The sequence below is a fragment of the Peribacillus sp. FSL K6-1552 genome, from assembly GCF_038005205.1.
In the GTDB taxonomy this organism is placed as follows: domain Bacteria; phylum Bacillota; class Bacilli; order Bacillales; family DSM-1321; genus Peribacillus; species Peribacillus butanolivorans.
In genome coordinates this window covers 5,671,193-5,693,264 of the sequence record NZ_JBBOST010000001.1, presented here as the reverse complement: position 1 = coordinate 5,693,264, position 22,072 = coordinate 5,671,193, and the positions used below count along the sequence as shown (strand labels likewise).

At 40.3% G+C, this 22,072-nt stretch carries 26 protein-coding genes; 19 read left to right on the top strand and 7 right to left on the bottom strand.

All coding sequences use genetic code 11. The annotated features are described in order from the left end of the window. Window positions 1-143: 143 nt before the first annotated feature. From mobA to NST21_RS27310, 4 genes are read left to right on the top strand one after another with little or no spacing between them, the layout of a single operon-like run. The gene (gene mobA, locus NST21_RS27325) at window positions 144-779 is read left to right on the top strand and encodes a molybdenum cofactor guanylyltransferase (RefSeq protein ID WP_340892329.1); all 636 of its coding nucleotides are present in this window, start codon (window positions 144-146) and stop codon (window positions 777-779) included. After that, complete coding sequence (locus NST21_RS27320) at window positions 769-1,233, top strand: molybdenum cofactor biosynthesis protein MoaE (RefSeq protein ID WP_053348419.1); 465 nt, start codon at window positions 769-771, stop codon at window positions 1,231-1,233. The genes mobA and NST21_RS27320 overlap by 11 nt, the downstream gene beginning before the upstream one ends. Next, the gene (gene moaD / locus NST21_RS27315) at window positions 1,226-1,459 is read left to right on the top strand and encodes a molybdopterin converting factor subunit 1 (protein ID WP_056524079.1); all 234 of its coding nucleotides are present in this window, start codon (window positions 1,226-1,228) and stop codon (window positions 1,457-1,459) included. Before NST21_RS27320 ends, moaD begins: the two co-directional genes overlap by 8 nt. 25 nt (window positions 1,460-1,484) lie before the next feature. After that, the gene (locus tag NST21_RS27310; protein ID WP_340892327.1) at window positions 1,485-2,504 is read left to right on the top strand and encodes a thiazole biosynthesis adenylyltransferase ThiF; all 1,020 of its coding nucleotides are present in this window, start codon (window positions 1,485-1,487) and stop codon (window positions 2,502-2,504) included. Window positions 2,505-2,590: 86 nt separating this feature from the next. Here NST21_RS27310 and NST21_RS27305 read toward each other — a convergent pair whose 3' ends face one another. Beyond that, window positions 2,591-2,938, bottom strand: coding sequence for a general stress protein (locus NST21_RS27305; RefSeq protein WP_053348422.1), 348 nt, complete (start codon window positions 2,936-2,938; stop codon window positions 2,591-2,593). 147 nt (window positions 2,939-3,085) lie between these two features. Continuing rightward, on the bottom strand, window positions 3,086-4,519 hold the full coding sequence (locus NST21_RS27300) for a phospholipase D family protein (RefSeq protein ID WP_340892324.1): 1,434 nt from the start codon (window positions 4,517-4,519) through the stop codon (window positions 3,086-3,088). A gap of 150 nt (window positions 4,520-4,669) precedes the next feature. Here NST21_RS27300 and NST21_RS27295 point away from each other — a divergent pair, with 150 nt between their 5' ends. The 4 genes from NST21_RS27295 to NST21_RS27280 all read left to right on the top strand — a co-directional run bounded on the left by NST21_RS27295 (window position 4,670) and on the right by NST21_RS27280 (window position 6,279). After that, window positions 4,670-5,350 carry a uracil-DNA glycosylase gene (locus tag NST21_RS27295; RefSeq protein ID WP_340892323.1) on the top strand — a complete coding sequence of 227 codons (681 nt, stop codon included), beginning with the start codon at window positions 4,670-4,672 and terminating at the stop codon, window positions 5,348-5,350. Continuing rightward, on the top strand, window positions 5,325-5,537 hold the full coding sequence (locus NST21_RS27290; protein ID WP_053348425.1) for a hypothetical protein: 213 nt from the start codon (window positions 5,325-5,327) through the stop codon (window positions 5,535-5,537). Before NST21_RS27295 ends, NST21_RS27290 begins: the two co-directional genes overlap by 26 nt. A gap of 89 nt (window positions 5,538-5,626) precedes the next feature. Beyond that, complete coding sequence (locus tag NST21_RS27285) at window positions 5,627-5,884, top strand: YwdI family protein (protein ID WP_053348426.1); 258 nt, start codon at window positions 5,627-5,629, stop codon at window positions 5,882-5,884. A gap of 26 nt (window positions 5,885-5,910) precedes the next feature. Further along, window positions 5,911-6,279 carry a DUF423 domain-containing protein gene (locus tag NST21_RS27280; RefSeq protein ID WP_053348427.1) on the top strand — a complete coding sequence of 123 codons (369 nt, stop codon included), beginning with the start codon at window positions 5,911-5,913 and terminating at the stop codon, window positions 6,277-6,279. A gap of 136 nt (window positions 6,280-6,415) precedes the next feature. Here the strand turns inward: NST21_RS27280 and gerQ are convergent, their stop codons facing one another. Both gerQ and hemQ read right to left on the bottom strand, forming a co-directional pair. Continuing rightward, a complete protein-coding gene (gene gerQ, locus NST21_RS27275) occupies window positions 6,416-6,934 on the bottom strand; it encodes a spore coat protein GerQ (protein WP_340892322.1) in 519 nt (172 codons plus the stop codon). A 430-nt stretch (window positions 6,935-7,364) separates the two neighbouring features. Then, the gene (hemQ, locus tag NST21_RS27270) at window positions 7,365-8,114 is read right to left on the bottom strand and encodes a hydrogen peroxide-dependent heme synthase (RefSeq protein WP_053348428.1); all 750 of its coding nucleotides are present in this window, start codon (window positions 8,112-8,114) and stop codon (window positions 7,365-7,367) included. A gap of 259 nt (window positions 8,115-8,373) precedes the next feature. Between hemQ and pta the strand changes: the two genes are divergently transcribed. Both pta and NST21_RS27260 read left to right on the top strand, forming a co-directional pair. Next, window positions 8,374-9,360: a phosphate acetyltransferase gene (gene pta / locus NST21_RS27265; RefSeq protein ID WP_340892320.1), complete on the top strand. Its 987-nt coding sequence runs from the start codon at window positions 8,374-8,376 to the stop codon at window positions 9,358-9,360. A 38-nt stretch (window positions 9,361-9,398) separates the two neighbouring features. Then, window positions 9,399-10,250 (top strand): lipoate--protein ligase family protein, encoded by an 852-nt coding sequence (locus NST21_RS27260; protein WP_340892319.1) that lies wholly within the window; start codon window positions 9,399-9,401, stop codon window positions 10,248-10,250. Window positions 10,251-10,511: 261 nt separating this feature from the next. Here NST21_RS27260 and NST21_RS27255 read toward each other — a convergent pair whose 3' ends face one another. Next, window positions 10,512-11,258, bottom strand: a complete 747-nt coding sequence (locus NST21_RS27255) for an RsfA family transcriptional regulator (protein ID WP_053348431.1) — start codon at window positions 11,256-11,258, stop codon at window positions 10,512-10,514. Between the two features lie 333 nt (window positions 11,259-11,591). Between NST21_RS27255 and NST21_RS27250 the strand changes: the two genes are divergently transcribed. The 3 genes from NST21_RS27250 to NST21_RS27240 all read left to right on the top strand — a co-directional run bounded on the left by NST21_RS27250 (window position 11,592) and on the right by NST21_RS27240 (window position 13,900). Further along, complete coding sequence (locus tag NST21_RS27250; protein WP_053348432.1) at window positions 11,592-11,813, top strand: DUF1450 domain-containing protein; 222 nt, start codon at window positions 11,592-11,594, stop codon at window positions 11,811-11,813. Between the two features lie 237 nt (window positions 11,814-12,050). Then, window positions 12,051-13,358, top strand: a complete 1,308-nt coding sequence (locus tag NST21_RS27245; RefSeq protein ID WP_340892318.1) for an HD domain-containing protein — start codon at window positions 12,051-12,053, stop codon at window positions 13,356-13,358. Between the two features lie 32 nt (window positions 13,359-13,390). Beyond that, window positions 13,391-13,900, top strand: coding sequence for a YwgA family protein (locus NST21_RS27240; protein ID WP_053348434.1), 510 nt, complete (start codon window positions 13,391-13,393; stop codon window positions 13,898-13,900). A gap of 28 nt (window positions 13,901-13,928) precedes the next feature. On the opposite strand, the gene NST21_RS27235 is transcribed toward NST21_RS27240, so the two are convergent. Then, a complete protein-coding gene (locus NST21_RS27235; RefSeq protein WP_053348435.1) occupies window positions 13,929-14,114 on the bottom strand; it encodes a 2-hydroxymuconate tautomerase in 186 nt (61 codons plus the stop codon). Between the two features lie 170 nt (window positions 14,115-14,284). On the opposite strand from NST21_RS27235, the gene NST21_RS27230 reads away from it, so the two are divergent. Both NST21_RS27230 and NST21_RS27225 read left to right on the top strand, forming a co-directional pair. Next, entirely contained in the window at window positions 14,285-14,941 is a 657-nt protein-coding gene (locus tag NST21_RS27230; protein WP_056525333.1) for a site-2 protease family protein, read from the top strand. Between the two features lie 38 nt (window positions 14,942-14,979). After that, complete coding sequence (locus tag NST21_RS27225; protein WP_056524106.1) at window positions 14,980-15,489, top strand: YwhD family protein; 510 nt, start codon at window positions 14,980-14,982, stop codon at window positions 15,487-15,489. A 156-nt stretch (window positions 15,490-15,645) separates the two neighbouring features. On the opposite strand, the gene NST21_RS27220 is transcribed toward NST21_RS27225, so the two are convergent. After that, complete coding sequence (locus tag NST21_RS27220) at window positions 15,646-17,712, bottom strand: transglycosylase domain-containing protein (RefSeq protein ID WP_340892317.1); 2,067 nt, start codon at window positions 17,710-17,712, stop codon at window positions 15,646-15,648. Between the two features lie 202 nt (window positions 17,713-17,914). Between NST21_RS27220 and speE the strand changes: the two genes are divergently transcribed. The 4 genes from speE (at window position 17,915) to argS (ending at window position 22,031) form a co-directional block, all read left to right on the top strand. After that, window positions 17,915-18,742, top strand: coding sequence for a spermidine synthase (gene speE / locus NST21_RS27215; protein ID WP_056524113.1), 828 nt, complete (start codon window positions 17,915-17,917; stop codon window positions 18,740-18,742). A gap of 13 nt (window positions 18,743-18,755) precedes the next feature. After that, window positions 18,756-19,634, top strand: a complete 879-nt coding sequence (speB, locus tag NST21_RS27210; RefSeq protein ID WP_056524116.1) for an agmatinase — start codon at window positions 18,756-18,758, stop codon at window positions 19,632-19,634. Between the two features lie 282 nt (window positions 19,635-19,916). Beyond that, on the top strand, window positions 19,917-20,357 hold the full coding sequence (locus NST21_RS27205; protein WP_340892316.1) for a DUF1934 domain-containing protein: 441 nt from the start codon (window positions 19,917-19,919) through the stop codon (window positions 20,355-20,357). 3 nt (window positions 20,358-20,360) lie between these two features. Beyond that, on the top strand, window positions 20,361-22,031 hold the full coding sequence (gene argS, locus NST21_RS27200) for an arginine--tRNA ligase (protein WP_340892315.1): 1,671 nt from the start codon (window positions 20,361-20,363) through the stop codon (window positions 22,029-22,031). The last annotated feature ends 41 nt before the right edge of the window (window positions 22,032-22,072 follow it).

Below are 22,072 nucleotides of genomic sequence, written 5' to 3'. Positions count from 1 at the left end.
AACAAGCAAAGTTTGTGAAAGTGTCATTATTTTCGAAGTTGATTTAAAATATGGATACATTGAAAACTTCTTTAAAGGATATATTCCTTATAGCGTTACCATTAGATGCAAGGTTAATCCCGAAATAGGAAGGGGGGAATCAGATGGAATGCACAATGCTGCTTTTAGCAGGCGGGAAATCTAGCCGTATGGGTGTGAATAAAGCTCTGTTGAAGATAGGCGAGGACGTGAACATCTCAAGAGTGGCTTCCGAGCTGAAAAAAGTTTCGGAAAACATTCTAGTCATTACGAATACATCTGAAGATTATCGGTTTCTTCACCTTCCGCTAATTCCCGATTTACATAAAGATCGAGGCCCCCTTGGAGGACTACATGCAGGAATGTCCTACTCAAAAACAGAGCTGCAGTTTCTTACGGCCTGTGATATGCCTTTTGTGAGTGCAGAAGCAATAAATGAAATTATTTCCTATTATGAGCCTGGTCTAGATGCCATCATCCCTGAAATCAACGGCAGGCTTCAGCCGCTTTTCGCTGTTTACCATAAAAGGTGTCTACCTGTACTGACGGATTGTTTAGTGAAACAGGAATTGAAAATGAGGATCTTTTTAGAAAAGATTTCGGTAAAAATTATTAAGGAAACTGACTTTGAGCTATATCATAAGAATCCTAAGCGTTTTCAACGCCTATTTTTCAATATGAATACGAGGGAAGATTATCAAGAGGCAGGGCATATTAATCAAACTGAATTTTATATAAAGGATGGTAGCCATGAACTATGACATTTCTAAAGAACCGATTGTCATCCAGGAAGTGATTGATAAAGTAGTCAATCGTAATGCGGGTGCTGTCACGACCTTTATTGGTACAGTAAGGGAAATGACGAAGGGAAAAAAGACTTTATTCTTAATTTACGAAGCATATAAACCGATGGCAATTAAGAAACTAGAGCAAATCGGCTCCGAAATCAAGGAGCGTTGGCCTGATGCAGAAACGGCGATTACCCATCGCGTAGGTAAATTGGAAATCACGGATATCGCCGTTGTTATCGCCGTTAGTACTCCACATCGAAATGATGCCTATGAGGCAAATCGATATGCGATTGAAAGAATTAAAGAAATTGTCCCCATTTGGAAAAAAGAACATTGGGAGGATGGGGAAACATGGGTTGGTAATCAATTGGAAACTGTTCCTTATCCGAAAGGAAAACCAGAAGAGGTGGATATAGATGATTAATGTACTCTTATTTGCTCAATTAAAAGATGAATTAGGAAAAGAAACTCTTTCTATAGAAGGAAATGGAATGAGTGTGGCTCAGCTAAAAGGGAAAATGAAGATTGAATTTCAATTGGAGGGTCTTGAAACCGTGATGACAGCGGTTAATGAAGAATTTGCCGACGATGAAACGATTTTATCTGATGGAGATACAGTAGCATTTATTCCACCTGTTAGTGGAGGCTGATTAGATCAGATAGGAGGGAATCATAGTGAACGAGCGATATTCAAGACAGACCTTATTTTCACCCATTGGTGAAGGGGGACAGTTGAAAATTCAACAGAAGCATGTATTACTTCTCGGGGCCGGAGCACTGGGATCTGCTAACGCTGAAGCTTTGACTCGCGCTGGTGTAGGTAAGCTGACTATTGTGGACAGGGATTATGTCGAGACCAGTAATTTACAACGACAACAGCTGTATACTGAACAGGACGTTGAAGAAAAGCTGCCAAAAGCTGAAGCGGCAAAACGTCATTTGCATGCTATCAATCATGAAGTAGAAGTAAAGGCGGTCATAATGGATGCAACCGCGCAGACTCTGGAACCACTGCTAGGTCATGTTGATTTGATAATGGATGCTACTGACAACTTTGAAACACGGATGATTATCAATGATCTGTCACAAAAGCTTCAAATTCCGTGGATTTATGGGGCCTGTGTAGGCAGTGTTGGAATGACAATGACAATCCTGCCTGGACAGACGCCTTGTTTGCACTGTTTGCTAAAAACTATTCCGATTCAAGGAATGACCTGTGATACAGGTGGAATTATTTCACCGGCTGTAACGATGGTGGTGGCACATCAAATAGCCGAAGCCTTAAAAATTCTCGTTGAAGATTGGGAATCAGTTCGTCCTTCGCTCGTTACTTTTGATTTGTGGCGGAATCAATACCAAACTGTTAGATTAACAAAAGTGAAAAAGAAGGATTGTCTTTCTTGCGGAGATCAGCGGAAATACCCATTTTTAACAATGGAAAACGCGACGAAAACAGCGGTTCTTTGCGGAAGAGATACAGTACAGGTCAGACCGCCAAAACCATTGAAACTTCAACTAGAGAAGTTGGCCAAAGACTTGAACGGAAGTGGTTATTTGGTAAAAGTTAATCCATTTCTTCTCTCTTGTGAAAAGAATGGTGAACGGATGGTTGTTTTCCAAGATGGTCGGGCATTGGTTCACGGTACGAAGGACATGGTCCATGCAAAGGCCATGTACCAAAGTATTCTGGGATAACAAATGTAGAAAGCGAGGCTGCCGGTAGAGGCGCCTCGCTTTTTTATAGAATGCTATATAGGGTAATGTATAAAGATTGATTAGAATTAGTGAGTAATACCGTCTTTATTATCTTGTTTGGATGCAACGATGACAACTTTCCCTTCATCAAGTACTTCCTCATAACGCTCTGCTTCCATATCACTAAGTCCAAGATTGCTCATTCGATTACGAAGTTCGTCTCCACGTGATTTAAAGAGATTTCCAACTGTATCAAGGAAGCCTTGTTCTTTCATGCCAACATCTTCTGTATTCGTGTTCTCGGTAAGATGCTTCGAGCGAGTTTTGTCATGGGCAAACAAATATACATCATCCTTTGTATACCCGAATGTAACTAATTCATCAATTTTTTCCTTTGCTTGCAATCCGTTTTCTACAACATGTACTTGATACATATAAACTCCTCCTTGAATTTTAGTGTAAGACTTTCTTAAATTAGGTAAATAGCATCTTGCTTATCTTAGTTGTTGATTAGCTATAGTAGTATATAACCTTATTTGGACATGGATAAACATTTTGCAATGGAATAATGATAATAATATTTAGTATGTGGTGAAACGGAACACCTTTTGTAATCGGTAGGTTAAATATTTGAAAACAGGTAATTTATCCTGATATTCACTATAATCCGCAGTGTATATTCCGTCTTGATTTTTCCAAAGTCTATGAAAATAGTTATCGACATCCTGGGTGACTTCGGCATCATTCGGAGCGTGGATTTCAACATTGGCTTCGAGGTTATAGTCATCTAGATTGCGTGCAGTGTAATTAGCCGATCCTCCAATAATAATCATTTCATCTGCTTTTTGAATCATCATCAACTTTGTATGAAACTGTTCTTTATCTGTTTTGTACCAACGAATCGAGATGTTTTCATCACCCAGCTTTTCGAATTCAGCAGCAACTGGAAGATTAGGGAGCCCGATTTTCTCACTTCCAAATGCATTTTGATTCGGATCTAATATCATTTGAATTTTCACGTTTCGTTTAGCTGCATCTGTTAAGGCCTCGACAACATGGCGATCGGCAATATAAAACATGGCAAGCTGGATTTGGTCGCCTTTCACCGTTTCCTTAATTGCTTTAAGAACATGTTTATTGATTTTTCCCTCTGTTAGTAACTGTACAGAAATCGGCCCTTTATCGGCAGAGGCCTCCTTGAATTCTGGAAATGCCTTCGGACCCCCTGAGAATTTCGAAGCAGCTTCTTCTGCTTTAACAAAATCGCCGATTATATTTCCATCCATCTGGAAGGCGATATTGGAGTGGAATCCGCTCGCGTCATGAGGGTTTGCTGATGAAATAATGGCCGTCTTTTCTGTAGTGATCACTTTCCTGTGATTGGCTTTGATATTCATCAATCTAAGATAAGAGCGCACGGTGACTTTTGGAGCGCTTTTGGCCATTGGGTTCACAATCCAACCTTTTCCGCTTTCGCCAAACCATTGAAAGAAGGTCCTGTACACACCTGAATAGAGCGGATTTGGATCTCGTAGCCGATCTAAGTTGGTTACAATAACATCAATGTCATTTTGCTTCAGGGTTTCCAGTGCCTCTAATTGGTAGGCATTATAGGTAGTATTTACTTCATCAGTAATGAACATAATCTGGAGCTTAGGTTTCTTTTTCTTCTGGGCAACCAGTTTATCCGTTAGAGTCTCAGTTAACTTTGGAAAGTTTATCTTTTCATCATAAAAATTATTAAACAAAAACATATCGATTACGATAAAAGAATTAGCCTCTTCGATAGCTTGATTGATGGTTTGGAAGATTCGCTGTTCATGTTGCAGATTTCCCTGTTTATCGTGATAAGACAGGTCATAAATAAAATCAATATCCTCGACATGATGAATCTTTCCTTCATAAGAAATGCCATCAGGCAGGGGCTTGTAGCTGTTATAGATAATCACGAATGTAATGACAATCAAAATACTAACAAGCAGATAAAATCGTTTTCTTTTGTACCATTTTTTCATAGGGAATCCTCCAACATGGTTAAATTGCTTGCTAACTACCTATTTCCCCAATTTGGGGGTATATAGAAACATAAATCGTAATCTATGTGAAAAAGGGTAAGAAAATGAGTTTGATATAATAGTATAAAAAGAAGAAAGGGGCTATGGCAGATGGCAAAGCAGATATTAACAAATGATTGGTGGCCTCTGTTGGAAGAGGAATTCAAAAAAAATTATTACCAAGAGCTAAGGGAGTTTATAAAACAAGAGTACAGTCAGCATGTCATTCATCCGAATCAGGATGATATTTTCAATGCACTTCAATTTACTTCATATAAAAAGGTAAAGGTTGTCATTCTTGGTCAGGACCCTTATCATGGACCGGACCAAGCACATGGCCTTAGTTTTTCCGTGAAGCCGGAGGTGCGTATTCCGCCTTCTCTAAGAAATATTTTTAAAGAGTTACAAAGTGATCTAGGTTGTGAGGTTTCTGATAATGGTTCCCTTGTTGAATGGGCAGACCAGGGTGTACTTCTGCTGAATACCGTCTTGACTGTGCGTGAGGGAGAAGCCCATTCACACAGAGGAAAGGGATGGGAGATCTTTACGAATCAAGTTATCCGCTTGCTGAATGACCGACAAAAACCGGTTGTTTTTATCTTGTGGGGGAGGCCGGCTCAAACTAAAATCCCTTTGATCGATGAAAGCCGTCATAAGATCATTACGTCCGTCCATCCTAGCCCATTGTCGGCGACCCGAGGTTTCTTTGGTAGCAAGCCGTTTTCTAAAACAAATCAATTGCTGAAGGAAATTGGGGAATCCCCAATTGATTGGGAAATCTCGAATCGTTGATGTGGAGAAGAAAATTGAACGGGTAAATTGTATGGCGTGCAGGCATTTTTATGTAACTTGGGATCCTAATTTTCCAAAAGGCTGCCGTGCTTTTCAATTTAAAACGTTAAACCAACCATCTCTTGATGTTTTTCGTTCTTCCGGACAGCTTTGCATGAAGTTTGAATCCAAGCTGTTAAAAAAGTAGATCAGTATGCAAGGATGTTTTCTTCACCTCAAATTTTTGCTATGCTAGGTATGAAAGTTTTTGACATGTATGTAGACGAGGTGGTAAAGGTGGATATTTCATCAAAACGAATGTTAGATAAAATGGAAGAGCTTGTCTTGAAAGCGAAACAGGCAAATTCAGAGGATAAGTTGCAGGGGTATGTAATTGCCATTCAGTCTCTATGTGAAGTAATGGTGGATGAAAAAGCCGGAAACATCAGCATCCCAAAGCCAATCACATTGACCCAGCCTGTTATGTCATCTGTATCCAATGTAGAGCCGGTTAAAATGGATGAAGCAAATGGCGCATCCTTATTCGATTTTTAAATTAAATAAAGAGGGGCGAAGAAAAAGTGAAACTGTTTATCATTTTAGGAGCATTGAATGGTTTTATTGCCGTAGCGCTAGGTGCATTCGGAGCGCACGGACTGGAAGGGAAAATTCCTGATAAATATTTAGCAACATGGCAGACGGCTGTCGATTATCAAATGTTTCATGCAGCGGGTTTATTAGTGATTGGTTTGTTGGCGGGAAAGATCTCAAGCCCGCTAATTAATTGGTCAGGCTGGCTTATGCTGATAGGAATTATCCTGTTTTCCGGAAGCTTATTCGTTCTTAGTGTTACTCAAATCAAAGTTCTAGGAGCCATTACACCAATTGGTGGAGTTTCATTCTTGGTTGCTTGGGTTCTAATGATCATTGCTGCATATAAATACTTATAAAAAAAGCTGACCTTTTTCTAGGTCAGCTTTTTTTGCATCATGGATGAAAAATGAATTATCCAGGTTATTTTCATATAAAAAACAGGCTCAAAATCACAAGATTTTGAGCCTGTTTTTTATAACATTAAAGCTTTCTTCACCTTGGCGAATACGTGGCGAGCCCTGCACCTCCGCCGAATGGATATTCATATTCAATTTCTTCGTCAAAAGTAATGTAATCTAAGTATACCATCGGGATTAAGTAACGTTTTCCTGTTTGCGGGTCGCTTATGATTAAGTGGTCGCGTCCCGCAGCCTCGATGATTCCTTTGAAGATCTTTGCATTCCACTCCTTGTTGTTTTCAAACGTCGTATAAACGGTCACCAATTTCCCTTTATTAAGACGCAGGATGTTCTCGATATAAGATGCCTCGACTGGAAGCATGCCAGGTACCTGTGGTCCGGATGTGGGAGCATTCATCGGCATAGGTATTTGTTGAGGCGTGCCTGCCTTAGTGGGCTGCTGTGGCTGGTATGATGGTTGTTGGTATCCCTGCTGCTGGAAATTTTGTTGCGGGTAAGGAGCCTGTTGTCGCAGGTCAGACTCATTATTTTCATAGGGGTAATATGGGCTTCCTCCGTACGGATAATTACCATAAGGGTTATTTTGTGACATTACATTCCCTCCTAAATTCAAGGTTTATTTGATTTTGTGGAATTTGGACAATCCGAGTGCGTGGGCTGGAAGAAACAGTGCGATTTATAGCGACCGGTATTGTATTGGTTATACCACTGTTCTTGACAATCCCCGGGTGGCTTAAAAAACCACAATGAATTTTAAGCGATACATAACGGTTGCCTTTAATGATTTACGGGTAAAGTCAAATCCTCTTGACGGGCTAGTATATAGAAGTAAAGTTCCTTCACCTCGCTGGAGTTAGGCGTTGCCTTGGTCAATATTCCTTAAGTTGAATAAACCTGTGAAAAAATAAATTCATCACTATTGAAAATGTATGGGATGTGTCATAGATTTATTCCACAGCCGGGGAAATAAAAGGAGGGTTTCAAAAAGAAAAAAGCTTCCGGAAGATCCGGAAGCTCATGTCTTATACGTATAAGAAAGAGGGTACGCTTTCTTCCGGAAGGATATTCCCTACAAAGAAAGAACCGAACGCAGCGTAGCGTGCGCTTACTTCATCAAAACGCATTTCATAGATTAACTTTTTAAATTGAAGGACATCATCTGCAAATAGCGTAACGCCCCACTCATAATCGTCAAAACCGACAGAACCGGAAATGATTTGTTTTACTTTACCGGCATAACTGCGGCCAATCAAACCATGTGAACGCATTAAGCCCTTGCGTTCTTCCATAGAAAGCATGTACCAGTTATCATCACCTTCACGACGCTTGTCCATTGGGTAGAAGCATACATGCTTCGCTTGTGGAAGAATCGGATAAAGTCTTGAACGTACATGAGGGTTTTGGTAAGGATCCTCATCATCTCCACCTGCTAGGTAATTACTTAATTCCACTACAGAAACGTAGGAATAAGCTGGGATTGTATATTCTGCAAGTTTCGTTTTATTGAATTCGTTTTCAATTGCATTCAATTCTTCCATTGTTGGGCGGGCAAACATAAGCATGAAGTCCGCTTTTTGGCCAACGATGGAATAGAGGGCATGACTGCCTTCATTATTGCTTTGAGTCGTATTCCATTTATCCAGTAAACCTTGGAATTCTGAGATAGCTAATTGGCGTTCGTCACTTGATAACGTTTTCCAAGAAGCCCAATCAATCAGACGGAAGTCATGTAAACAATACCAGCCGTCAAGTGTTTGTGCTGCTTCACTCATTGCGATCACTCCTAAGTCTTAGTATATCTTTAATATAACATAGTTTAAGTATAAGGAAATTTATATCAGTCCGCAAACACCGTTACTGTTCTTCGATGTTCAAACAAATTTCATATTTGCCGATTTCATGATGGTGACCAAAGTGGCTGGAATTTACCTAGCTGCTAGAGTATTCTTAAAAGAAGACGAAAATGGAAGTTTTGCTGAATGGTTGATATAGAAATAACAAGCGCAGCGTACATAAAAGGAGGATGCGGTAGTGAGTGATTTATTTGAAATATTAGAATCGAAAATTACAGGGCATAATTTAAAAATCGTCTTTCCAGAAGGATTGGATGAACGGATTTTGGGAGCTGCGGGCAGGCTTGCCAAAGCTAAACTAGTAACGCCTGTATTGATTGGCGATATCGAGTTGATTCAAGAGAAAGCTAGGGAATTAAAAATTTCTCTTGAATCAATTGAAATATATGACCCGAATAATTATATCATGATGGATGAAATGGTCGAAGCGTTTGTAAAGGTACGAAATGGTAAGGCGTCTGAAGAACAAGCCTGTGAAACCCTATTGGATGAGAATTATTTTGGAACAATGCTTGTTCATATTAAACAAGCACATGGCATGGTGAGTGGCGCAACTCATTCAACAGCTGATACGGTCCGTCCTGCTCTACGAATCATTAAAACAAAGCCAGGTATTCAAAAAACATCAGGTGCCTTTATTATGGTCCGTGGCGAGGAAAAGTACGTGTTTGCTGATTGTGCAATTAATATTAACCCTGATTCCCAGGACCTGGCAGAAATCGCCGTAGAAAGTGCGAAGACGGCCCTTATGTTCGATATCGAACCGCGTGTGGCGATGCTGAGTTTTTCGACAAAAGGATCGGCAAAATCTTCGGAGACTCAGAAAGTCGTTGATGCTGTCAAATTGGCAAAAGAAATGGACCCTCAAATTCTTCTTGATGGAGAATTTCAATTTGATGCGGCCTTTGTTCCGTCGGTCGCTAGACAAAAAGCACCGGATTCTCCTATTCAAGGAGATGCTAATGTTTTTATTTTTCCAAGTCTTGAGGCAGGAAACATTAGCTATAAAATGGTACAGCGCCTGGGTGGCTTCGAAGCGGTCGGCCCGATCCTGCAGGGACTTAACCGTCCTGTAAATGATCTTTCAAGGGGATGCAGTGAAGAGGATGTATATAAATTAGCTGTTATCACAGCTGCACAGGGCTTAGTGGCCCAATATCAATAAGTCATGTCATGAAGGATAAAAAGTAGAGGGAGATTTATATGTGTGAAACAGATTCATTGTTAAAGCAGCAAGAGTGGCGGGTTATTGATCAATCATCCGTCGGTCCTCAGTTTCCTGCTCTAGAGTCATTTGCGATGGATGATACGTTTTGTGCTTCCATAGGGTCTGGTAAATCAATGGCCGTAGCAAGAGCGTGGGTACACCATCAGACGGTTGTGCTTGGTATTCAGGATACGAAGCTGCCTTTTCTTAAAAAAGGTGTGGATTATTTAAAAGAACACGATTTCCAGGCTATTGTACGGAATTCTGGAGGGCTTGCAGTTGTGCTGGATGAGGGAGTTCTTAATTTATCGCTCATTTTCCCCGAAAATGAGCGGAAAATTGAAATCAATCGTGGCTATGATGCGATGTGGGAGCTTGTTCAATTGATGTTTGCTGATTTCCGAGTCGAAATGGAGGCAAGGGAAATCACCGGTTCATATTGCCCTGGAAGCTATGATTTAAGTATAAATGGGAGAAAGTTTGCCGGTATATCTCAGCGTCGGATTCGCAATGGTGTAGCGGTGCAAATTTACTTGTGCGTCAATGGAAGCGGTGCAGAGCGAGCAAGTCTTGTAAAGGGCTTTTACGAAGCCGCTAAAGGAGATGCAGAAACAAAATTTACTTATCCTGATATCATGCCATCTGTAATGGCTTCCCTTTCAGAACTATTAGACGTGCGATTGAGCGTGCAGGACGTAATGCTTAGATTCCTGCATGTATTGAAGGAACATAGCGGTAGGATCTTCTCCGATTCTCTTTCAGTGGAAGAATGGCCGTTATACGAAGCTTACTTAACAAGAGTGGTAGAACGTAATGATAAGGTATTTGATTCATTAAAAAAAGACTGATATGAAAAAGCTGTTTCTGTAAGTTGGAAACAGCTTTTTCACATTTCAATATGATTTTATTATTCACTGAAACTGTTAAAGGAACAGAGATTGGAAACCAAAGTAAAATCAGATAGGCCGCTTCTTTAGTCCTTTCAACTATTATCACTTGAAGCCATGAAAAAAAGAGCCTTTTTTAGACTCTCTTTTTCGATCTGAGATAACCTATGGTTGGCCTTTACCATGTGGTTGATCTGTTAGCAGAACCCCACATTATTTTTATTACTCAGCCATTTTTTCTAAATTGCCATTTCGGTCCATTTTGAACTTTGTTGCTGGCCGTTCCTCTTCCTCTAATAAGACCAGCTTTCTTGCTCGATTCATGATATTCATCAAAGTCTCATAATCTTCCTGCATCAAGCCGCTGTTCTGCTCTAGATGGCTGATCTTATTTTCAAGATCTTCATTTCGTTTTTTCAGACCTTTAATTTCGAGCTTCAATCTTTCATTTTCGGTTTTTAATACTTCAGCCTGAAGCATTCGGCCGTTCATAGATTCTAAATAGGCTATAATCGTATCAAGGTTCATAGTCTTTTCTAGTGTTACTGGTATGTTCTGTTGCTTTGGCATGAAAGCTTCAGCCACAACGAATTCTTCTGCTGTTTCATAATTAGTAGTTTCTACTTCGGATTCTAACTCTAGTTCCTCTTCTTGTAGGTGAGGAACCATAATATCAGTAATCGTTGGAGACGGCGGTGTATAAAGAAGCCGTTTTTTCCCTCCTTGATCTTTTCCAAGAATCCTTTGACGCTGCTTGCGCTGCTTTTTAGCAAGGGAAAGAGCTTTATCGTAATTATGGCGGACGACTGCATTCCAACGGAACCCGCAAGCGGCAGAGGTGCGGTTTAACTTGTCCCCAACCTCCTCAAAAGCATTCAGCTGAGTGCTGCCTTCCCGCACATGGCGCAATACCGTTTCTGCTAAAAGCAAATCATCTTCTTCTGTCCAGGCATCTTGACGAACCTTCATTTCTACATACTCCCTTTCTGGTAACTTTTAAAATAAATAACTATATAAAATATCGTGTGGCAATGATTTATGGGGTGTTCTACTAGCATTTTGGACAAAATCTGGATTTTTTATACAAAAAGGTTGAAAGGATACTAGTTTTTTGTAATTTTAGGGAAAATAAAGGATGCACTGACTCAGAAATCATTAATTACACCATTTCCTTTTGGCTGGACTTCCCTTTTCACATCCATCTAACCCTCTTGATATTAATAGGTAGAAACGGTAAAATACCCTTTAGTTATGTAAATGGGATGAAAAATAGTTTGTCATAGAAAGGATGGTGACCGAAGGATGTCCAATGAATTCAGAGTGTGTGATGACTGCTTGGCGGTAAATATTAAAACGTTAATTCCCCGTCTGGAAAAGCTTGATCCCGATGCGAAAATTGAAATTGGCTGTCAATCCTATTGCGGTCCAGGCAGAAAGAAATCATTTGCCTTTGTCAATAACCGTCCAGTTGCAGCTCCAACGGAAGACGAGTTACTAGATAAAATTAATAAAAAACTAAAGTAGAATTCATGATAGATAATTAGGGTAGATTGACTACTTTTGATAAATGAAACACGCCATTCATCACCCAGATTCAACAAACTGCGGTGATTTTTTATTTCCTTATTTTCGATACGCAAATCGATAAAAACTTCCGTTTTCTTACAAAATGGTCCCTCTTGCTATCAAGGGGTGAGTTAGGGTTTTTTGTCAAAACACGCTATAATGAAAGCATTGAGAATATGAAAAAGAGGGTAGTTCATGGGATATTCCGGCGAAAAATTACAGGAAGAAAAAGTATTCAAAGACCCGGTGCACCGATATATACATGTTCGTGACCGGGTTATATGGGATTTAATTGGGACGAAGGAATTCCAACGTCTTCGTAGAATCAAGCAACTGGGGACGACTTATTTAACTTTTCATGGTGCGGAACATAGTCGACTCAGCCATTCGCTTGGGGTATATGAGATTGTCCGGAGAATCGTTGATGATGTTTTCGAAGGCAGACCGGAATGGAAACCGGAGGAACGGCTACTTTCTCTATGTGCGGCACTTCTGCATGATTTAGGACATGGTCCATTCTCTCATTCTTTTGAAAAGGTGTTTGACCTAGATCACGAGCAATTCACCCAACAGATAATTGTGGGTGATACGGAAGTGAATAAAATCCTGCTCAAAGTAGGTCGTGATTTTCCTAAAAAAGTGGCAGAGGTTATTGCAAAAACGTATAAAGGCAAATTAGTAGTCAGCCTGATTTCGAGTCAGATTGATGCCGATAGAATGGATTATTTGCAACGGGATGCATACTTTACTGGGGTAAGTTATGGACATTTTGATATGGAACGGCTTTTGAGGGTAATGCGGCCTCGTGAAGAGCATGCCGTCATTAAGCAAAGTGGGATGCATGCGGTGGAAGACTATATTATGAGCCGTTACCAAATGTATTGGCAGGTTTATTTCCATCCAGTGACGAGGAGTGCGGAAGTCATTCTTACCAAAATATTACACAGAGCGAAGCATTTATATGAATCCGGCTATGAGTTTGCTCAGGAACCTAACCATTTTTATTCGCTGTTTAAGGGAGAAGTAACGTTAGCAGACTATTTGAAAATGGATGAAGCTGTGATGCTCTATTATTTTGAAGCATGGGAAGAGGAAAATGATGCGATATTAAAGGATTTATGCACTCGCTTCGTTAACCGTAAACTATTTAAATATGTAGAATTTCATCCATCTAATAGTCAGATGAACAGATTAATGGAGTTAAGAACATTATTTAAGAAGGCAGGAATCGATCCGGATTATTATCTCGTCGTCGATTCCTCATCCGATTTGCCGTATGATTTTTACCGGCCAGGTGAGGAAGAGGAGAGACTGCCGATTCACTTGTTGAAAAATAATGGGGAAATCCGTGAATTGTCACGTGAATCTGAAATAGTCGATGCAATTTCGGGGAAAAGAAGAACGGATCATAAATTGTATTATCCATCCGATTTATTGCGCGATGAATCAACGAAGAAAAATATTAAAAAACAAATTCGTAAGCTTTTGGAGCTTTCGGATTAAAGTGGTACATTTTTGGTGAGGAGTGACGAGCCTTGTTTAAGGATCATGCAAACATTATCAATGCGATTTCTACTGCCGGTGAAATTTCAGGTCGGAAAAAACTACAAAAAATCGTGTATATCGCGAAGAAGCTGTCCTTTCCGTTTCATGAAAAGTTTCAATTTCACTTTTACGGACCGTATTCGGAGGAGTTGACCTTACGAATTGAAGAGCTTTGCGATATGGGTTACTTGAATGAAGTAAGAGAAAAAAAAGCAGGTTATTACCAGTACTGTTATTCTATAACGGATGCTGGACAGGATTTCCTATCCATACAGGAAGTGGAGATGCCCGCTCTTGAAGCTTGCTTACTGGATATGAACGAACAAAATGCCCGTTTTTTGGAGCTTGTTTCGACGGTGCTTTACTTCGATACATTGGAAAAAGAAGAGGTTATCGAAAAGATCTTTACATTGAAAAGTAAGCAAAAATATACGCTTGAAGAAATTGATGAAGCATATGTATATATTGATCAATTAAAAACAAAAGCTAAGCCGAATTGATGGCTTAGCTTTTCTCAATTATGTAAATCTATTGATCGCTTTTGCGGACGCCTGCTACTGCTAAATGATTTTTTGTCATTTCTTCAATGAAAATCGTTACAGCTTCAGCTGGTGCTCCAGTCGTTTCCGTAACCGCTGCGGTTACTTTTTCAACTAAAGCCTTTTTTTGCTCGTCCGTACGGCCTTCAAGCATTTTGACTGTTACATATGGCATATTCTTTCCCCCCTCTCCTCTCCTCTTATGTTGTAGTGTTTCACATTGGAAATGGAATTGCAAGATACTGAAATCAGAGTTTTTTCACTTCTTGGTCTTTTGTTGTATACTAACGGTAATAAATATTGGGGGAGAAGCTATTGGAGCTATTGATGCAATTCTTGAAGCAAATAGAACGGTTTTTGGCATATAGTTTGGAAGAACTCCCATATGTCATTGTGTCACTGTTAATCGCATTTACGGTTCATGAATTTTCCCATGCTTATGTAGCCTATAAGTTCGGTGACCCGACTGCAAAGAATGAAGGAAGAGTGACATTGAATCCGATTCAGCATTTGGATCCTATTGGAACATTGTTGATATTAATAGCCGGATTTGGTTGGGCAAGACCTGTCCCGGTCAATCGTTTTCATTTTAAGAATCCAAAATTGGCAGGAGTACTCGTCTCTTTTGCCGGTCCGTTCAGTAATTTGATTGTTGCAATTTTGGGTTTTTTAATTTTTTACGGGTTACTTGCGTCAGGCGTTGGACCTGATTTACCTTTTTTCGTCGAGCCCTTCTTAAGTATTCTCATAAACTTAAATATCCTTTTATTTGTATTTAATCTGATACCGCTACCACCGCTCGATGGTTATAGGATCGTACAAGATCTTGTTTCAGCAGACTTGCGGGCAAAAATGACCCAGTATGAACAATATGGCTCCCTGATTTTTTTGATTCTGATTATCACACCGCTGAGCCGTTATACAATTAGTCCGGTTTTGGATAAAGCTGTGCCATTTGTAGGTGGCACCTTGAGTCAATTTTTTTCACTTTTGTTTTTTTAACTGATAAGGAATGACAAACAATAAAGGGGGATATGAACATGGAAGAACAACCAAAGAAAAAGGTAGGGTTTAATATTATTAAAAACGATCCGATGAAAGGACATAGCGGATATGGGGCTGGGGTTTTGACGCTCGATAATATTTCTCCGGTCATCATTGATGTTGACGCGGGCGAAGCCGAGGTCGATATTGGGGCGATGCATGCGAGAAGTGCAGTGGAAAAAGGAATCAAATTTTTAAAGACTAAGGAAGAGGTCCCGAATGCCAAACCTTACTGGCTTGTTTGGGTGACTATTGAAGCAACTCAAAATGGTCCGCATTATGCAGGTGTGACAGCATGTGAAATGATGGTCGATCGTTCAATTAGACGCGGGTACAAATCCCTTCCGGAGCATGTTAACCGGATGGATAAATCGCTAAAACGACATATCATCGTCGACGACATGGATGACAAATCAAAGCGGATACTTGCGGACTTCCTGAAAAACCATGATGCAGGCATGTGGGAACGCTCATCAGACCAGCTCAAGCAGTCATTGACGGTTTGAATGTGATTTAATGTATTAATGTATGAAATTTGAAGTTTAGTGAAAAATGCACTTGTAGGAAACAGATAAAATCAGTAAACTTAAAGACAGCAGTTTAGACACTGTGGAACTAGGACAGAAAAACCCCGAAGCCGCTACCGGCTTCGGGGTTTTTCGTTATCCCCATGGCTTTAATACTTTTTTGTACCATGGAGTCTTTTGTTCTTCTTCCTTCGGAGTACGTTTTGAATTCTTGCCCTTGAAGTGCTCTGTACAGTATTCGACTGGTTCAGTTCCTTTAACATAGTAGGTCAACCTCGAAGCAGGACAGGCCTTCGTTGCCAATTTACCGCTTTCAGGATTCACATAAACTCCGATTACATTTTCCGTTTCCTTAAACGATTTTGCGGGTTGTCCTTGAAGGCCTTTTTCCATATAGGAAGCCCAAATCTTCTTCGCATAGCTTTTTTCAGCTGGAACTTCGATTTTCTTTCCTTGATCATAACCCGTCCAAACTCCGGCAACAAGTTGCGGTGTGTAGCCAATCATCCAGCTATCTGTAGAGGTGGAGCCGGACTTTCCAGCGTATGGGCGTGTCAACTGGGAACTGATTGTGCTGCCAGTCACTTTCGTATAGCCATTTAAAGTTTCATCAAAAACCCCGGTAAGCATCTCGGTCATTACAAAGGCTTTATCCGCATCCAGAATCTGTTCCGCTTTCTTAGTTTGGTCAAAAATCACTTCGCCTTTTTGATTTTCAACTCTTTTGATAAAGATGGGTTCAACTTTTTTACCACCGTTAGCCAGAATGCTGTAGGCATTAACCATTTCAATGGCTCGAACACCTGACGTGCCAAGTGCTAGAGATGGAACAGCATCCATTTTCGACGTGATGCCGAACCTATGCGCCGTATCTACCAAAGATTGTTCACCAAGGAACAAATGCGTTTTTACGGCAAAGATATTGTCCGATAGAGCAATGGCCTGAGCCATTGTGATTTCGCCTTCCGCATATTGATGATTGTAATTGTGCGGCGTGTAAGAAGAGTGACCATCATCAAAAGAAAACGTAGTTGTCTCACTTTTCAAGGTGGTAGATGGTGTAAAACCATTTTCCAGTGCTGAATAGTAGAGCAATGGCTTCATCGTAGAACCAGGCTGGCGAACGGCCTGTGTGGCACGATTAAACGGTGACTCTGTGTAATTTTTACCGCCGACTAATGCACGGACTTCCCCTGTGCCCGGATCCATTGCGACTATAGAAGCTTGAATGTCTGAGGACTTGGGTATGGTAGTAGAAAGAACCTCTTCGGCAATGTCCTGTTGTTTTTCATCCAGAGTCGTATAAACCTTAAGCCCGCCCAGTTCAATCGTCCGGTCATCTATATGAAGCTGAGATTTTAAAGCCTGCTTAACAGCATCCTGGAAATAAGGGGCTGTTTTATTGGTTACAGTCCCGTGCTCGCCTTTTAATGTAAGAGCTGTTTGCAAGGCTTTATCCATATTTCCTTCTGAAATGTAGTTTTTGTTTTTCATGGCTTGTAGGACAATTTGTTGCCTTGATTTTGCTTTTTCCAAGTTATCCAATGGAGAGTAGTTGGACGGCCCTTTAGGTATCCCGGCTAGCATGCTCGCTTCTGAAAGAGTTAAATCCTTGGCATCTTTGCCAAAGTAATATTGACTTGCAGCCTGAGCTCCATAGGCGCCATGACCGTAGTAAATCGTATTTAGATAGCCTTCTAGAATTTCCTTTTTGGAATAGTTCATTTCCAGCCGTATCGTATAAAAGGCTTCATTAAACTTTCGCGTCCACGTTTTGTCATGGCCGAGAAACAGATTCCTGGCATACTGCTGGGTAATCGTGCTTGCCCCTTGGACCTTCGACCTTGCACGAATATCGGCAAGGATAGCTCCGCCGATTCGTTTTATATCAAAGCCTTTATGAGTGTAAAATTGTCGATCCTCAACCGCAACAGTAGCCTTGATAAGCTGTGGAGAAATCGATTCCATTCCAGCCCAATAACGTTTCTGGCCATTATCGGTTTCACCAATCACATTTCCGCTATCACTATAATAGAGAGTGGACTGTGGCACAACCAAAGGCGGCGGACCTAATATTTTTGCATACACCAGTAAAGAGAGAAGCAATACAAAGAGTATTGTAAGTCCGATTGTGGCAAGAATAATAAAGGCCCGCACATATTTAGTTGTCCTTTTAAATCGTTCGCTTGGAATTAACTCCAATTGCTTTCACCTCTCTTTTTATAAAAAGAATCTATTACTATTATGGAAAAAAAAGAAATTTTTAAACATAAGAACTGCATTTGTGAAATTTAACTTGCAATTCTGCTAGATTCGTCTATAATTTTTCTAGCTAATGACAATAACGAAAATGGGAAACCTATTAGGTGACTTACTATATGAATTGGAAAAGGAGCGTTAATAAATGAGCATTTGGTTTACTGAAAAACAAACAGAGAATTTTGGTATTACGATGAAAGTGAATCGTACTTTACATACGGAGCAAACTGAGTTTCAAAAGCTAGATATGATTGAAACAGAAGAGTGGGGCAATATGCTATTGCTAGATGACATGGTAATGACTTCACAACGCGATGAATTCGTTTACCACGAAATGGTAGCCCATGTTCCTTTATTTACTCATCCTAATCCAGAGAACGTTTTGGTTGTAGGCGGAGGAGACGGTGGAGTAATCCGTGAAATCCTAAAACACCCAAGCGTAAAAAAAGCTACTTTGGTTGATATCGATGGGAAAGTTATCGAATACTCAAAGAAGTTCTTACCTGAAATTGCAGGCATGCTTGAAGATCCGCGTGTAGACGTACAAGTAGGGGATGGCTTCATGCACATCGCTAAAAGTGAAAATGAATATGACGTGATCATGGTTGACTCTACTGAACCAGTTGGTCCCGCTGTAAATTTATTTACTAAAGGCTTTTATGCTGGGATCTCCAAAGCACTGAAAGAAGACGGGATTTTTGTAGCCCAATCTGATAATCCTTGGTTTAAAGCAGACTTAATACGTGATGTGCAACGCGATGTGAAAGAAATATTCCCGATCACTAGCCTTTATTTAGCAAATATCCCGACATATCCAAGTGGTCTTTGGGCATTCACAATCGGCTCTAAAAAATATAACCCGCTTGAAGTGACAGAAGAGCGTTTCCATGAAATTGAAACAAAATATTATACAAAAGAACTTCATAAAGCAGCTTTCGTTCTGCCTAAATTTGTTCAAGATTTAGTGAAATAAGGGAGGCATGAATATGCGATTTGATGAAGCCTACTCTGGTAATGTATTCATTAAAAGCCACCCGAGTTTTGAGGAATCTGAAGCAGTGCTTTACGGTATGCCTATGGACTGGACAGTAAGTTTCCGTCCGGGTTCCCGCTTTGGTCCTACTCGAATTCGTGAAGTTTCTATCGGTTTGGAAGAATACAGCCCGTATTTAGATCGTGAATTAGAAGAAGTGAAATTCTATGATGCTGGGGATATTCCATTGCCATTTGGGAATCCACAACGCAGTATCGATATGATTGAAAAATTTGTTGACGGCGTACTTGATGCAGGTAAATTTCCATTGGGTATGGGCGGGGAGCACCTCGTCACTTGGCCTGTTATTAAGGCTATGTATAAGAAATATCCAGACATGGCTATTATCCATATGGATGCCCATACAGATTTACGCGAGGACTATGAGGGTGAGCCGCTTTCACATGCGTCCATCATCCGCAAATCAGCGGAGCTTATCGGTCCGAAAAATGTTTACTCTTTCGGCATTCGTTCCGGCTTAAAAGAGGAATTTCAATGGGCAAAAGAAAACGGCATGCATATCTCGAAATTTGAAGTTCTTGAGCCACTGAAAGAAGTATTGCCTCAGCTAGCAGGTCGTCCGGTATATGTGACGATTGACATCGATGTTCTTGACCCTGCGCATGCACCGGGAACAGGCACTGTTGATTGTGGAGGCATTACATCTAAAGAGCTTTTAGCCTCGATTCATGAGATAGCGCGTTCTGAAATTAATGTAGTCGGTTGCGATTTAGTTGAAGTGGCACCGATCTATGATCCATCCGAGCAAACAGCGAACACAGCAAGCAAGCTGATTCGCGAAATGCTCCTGGGTTGGGTTCAAAAAGGTTAATGGATGGAAGACTGTTCCTGTTTTTAAGCAGGAATGGTCTTTTTTGTATACTGAGAACAAGAAGACGTGTAGATTTTCTGTATCTGAAAGATACTTTTTAAAAAATTCCACCACACGAAGCAATTATTGCGTTAAAATCAAATGAATTGGCATCACATGTTTTTCAGCAGACTAATCCGCCCAATTTAGATTCAAACTTTATTTTCCGCTCCAAGTTGAAACTTCCCTGAAGAATATTTATACTTATAAAGTTAAGAACGACATGATGAAGGAAGTGTAGCCTTGTCTCTTCATGATATAGATAAACATAATATTAAAGTTACTTTACAGACAAAAATCAAGCATGGCTCGGAAACGGAAACGTATGAGTTGGTTACATTTGGTACAAAAATGTATAAAGGTTCCGATTTGTATTTGCAATATACAGAAGAAAATGAAGCCGGTAAAACGCAGACAACAATCAAGCACAAAACGAATGATACGATTCTGCTTAGAAACGGTGCCATTAAAATGAGGCAGCTTTTCCGCTTGCAGGAAGCGACAAATGGACATTATGAAAGTATATATGGCAGGCTCGGGTTACTGACGACCACGAAGAAAATTCATCATCAATGGGATGAGCAAAAAAAGGAAGGGAAGCTGGTCCTTCACTATACGTTACATATGCAGGGAAGCAAACCCGGGCAATATGAAATGACGATTTCCTACAAGGAGGAAGCATAGAACATGAACATAGTAAAAGAGGTACAGGAAAAACTGAAACAAGAAATTAACGCTGCAGTTATTAAGGCTGGTTTAGCAACGGAAGAGCAAGTTCCAAACGTAGTATTGGAACTTCCGAGAGATAAAACACACGGAGATTATTCCACAAATATGGCGATGCAATTAACAAAGATTGCAAAAAAAGCGCCGAGAATGATAGCTGAAGCAATCATTGAAAACTTTGATAACTCAAAAGCATCAATCGAAAAAATCGAAATTGCAGGACCAGGGTTCATTAACTTCTACATGAATAATTCGTATTTGACAGAACTAATTCCGGTCATTTTGAAAGCGAACGATGCGTATGGAGAAAGTGACTTTGGAAAAGGTGAAAAAATCCAGGTTGAATTTGTTTCTGCCAATCCGACTGGTGATCTTCATCTTGGCCATGCTCGTGGTGCTGCAGTAGGTGATACTTTGTGTAATGTATTGTCTAAAGCAGGTTATGATGTTTCACGTGAATACTACATCAATGATGCAGGAAACCAAATTAATAATTTGGCTATTTCCATAGAAGCACGCTATTTCCAAGCGCTAGGCCTCGAAAAAGATATGCCAGAGGGTGGCTATCATGGCGAAGATATTATTGGCATCGGTAAAACACTTGCAAGTGAATATGGCGATAAATATGTAAACGTTGATGAAAAAGAACGATTTGACTTTTTCCGTGAGTATGGCTTGAAATATGAAATGCAAAAACTGAAAACAGACTTGGAAAACTTCCGTGTCGGTTTTGATGTATGGTACTCTGAAACTTCTCTTTATCAAGACGGTAAAATTGACGAAGCGCTTGAAGTGTTGAAGGGAAGAGGTCATATTTATGAGGAAGATGGTGCGACATGGTTCCGTTCTACAGAACTTGGCGACGATAAAGACCGCGTTCTTATTAAGCAGGATGGGTCTTACACATACTTGACACCGGATATTGCATACCACCGCAATAAATTGGAGCGCGGCTTTGAAACGTTGATTAATATTTGGGGTGCGGACCATCATGGTTATATCCCTCGTATGAAAGCAGCAATCGAAGCGTTAGGTTATAAACGCGAGCAGCTTGAAGTAGAAATCATTCAGCTTGTCCATCTATACAAAGATGGCGAGAAAATGAAAATGAGTAAGCGTACTGGTAAAGCAGTGACGATGCGTGATCTTATTGAAGAAGTGGGTCTGGATGCAACACGTTATTTCTTTGCGATGAGAAGTGCGGACACACATATGGACTTTGATCTGGATCTTGCAGTGTCACAATCCAATGATAACCCAGTTTATTATGCACAGTATGCCCATGCTCGTATTTCAAGTATTTTACGCCAAGGTGTGGAACAAGGAATCAGCTATGAAGGTACCACTGATTTCTCTGCTCTTTCTACTGAAAAGGAAGTAGAATTATTGAAGAAATTGGGGGAGTTCCCTCAGGCAATTGCAGAAGCTGCCGAAAAAAGGATGCCTCACCGCATGACAAATTATATTTTCGACCTGGCTTCTACATTCCACAGCTTCTACAATGCAGATAAAGTATTGGATGTTGAGAAGATGGATAGAAGTAAGGCCCGTCTGGGTCTTGTCAAATCAGTTCAAATTACGTTGAAAAATGCATTAGCACTGATTGGTGTTTCAGCTCCGGAAAAAATGTAATAAAAAAAGCGACTGTTTCTTGTGAAACAGTCGCTTTTTAT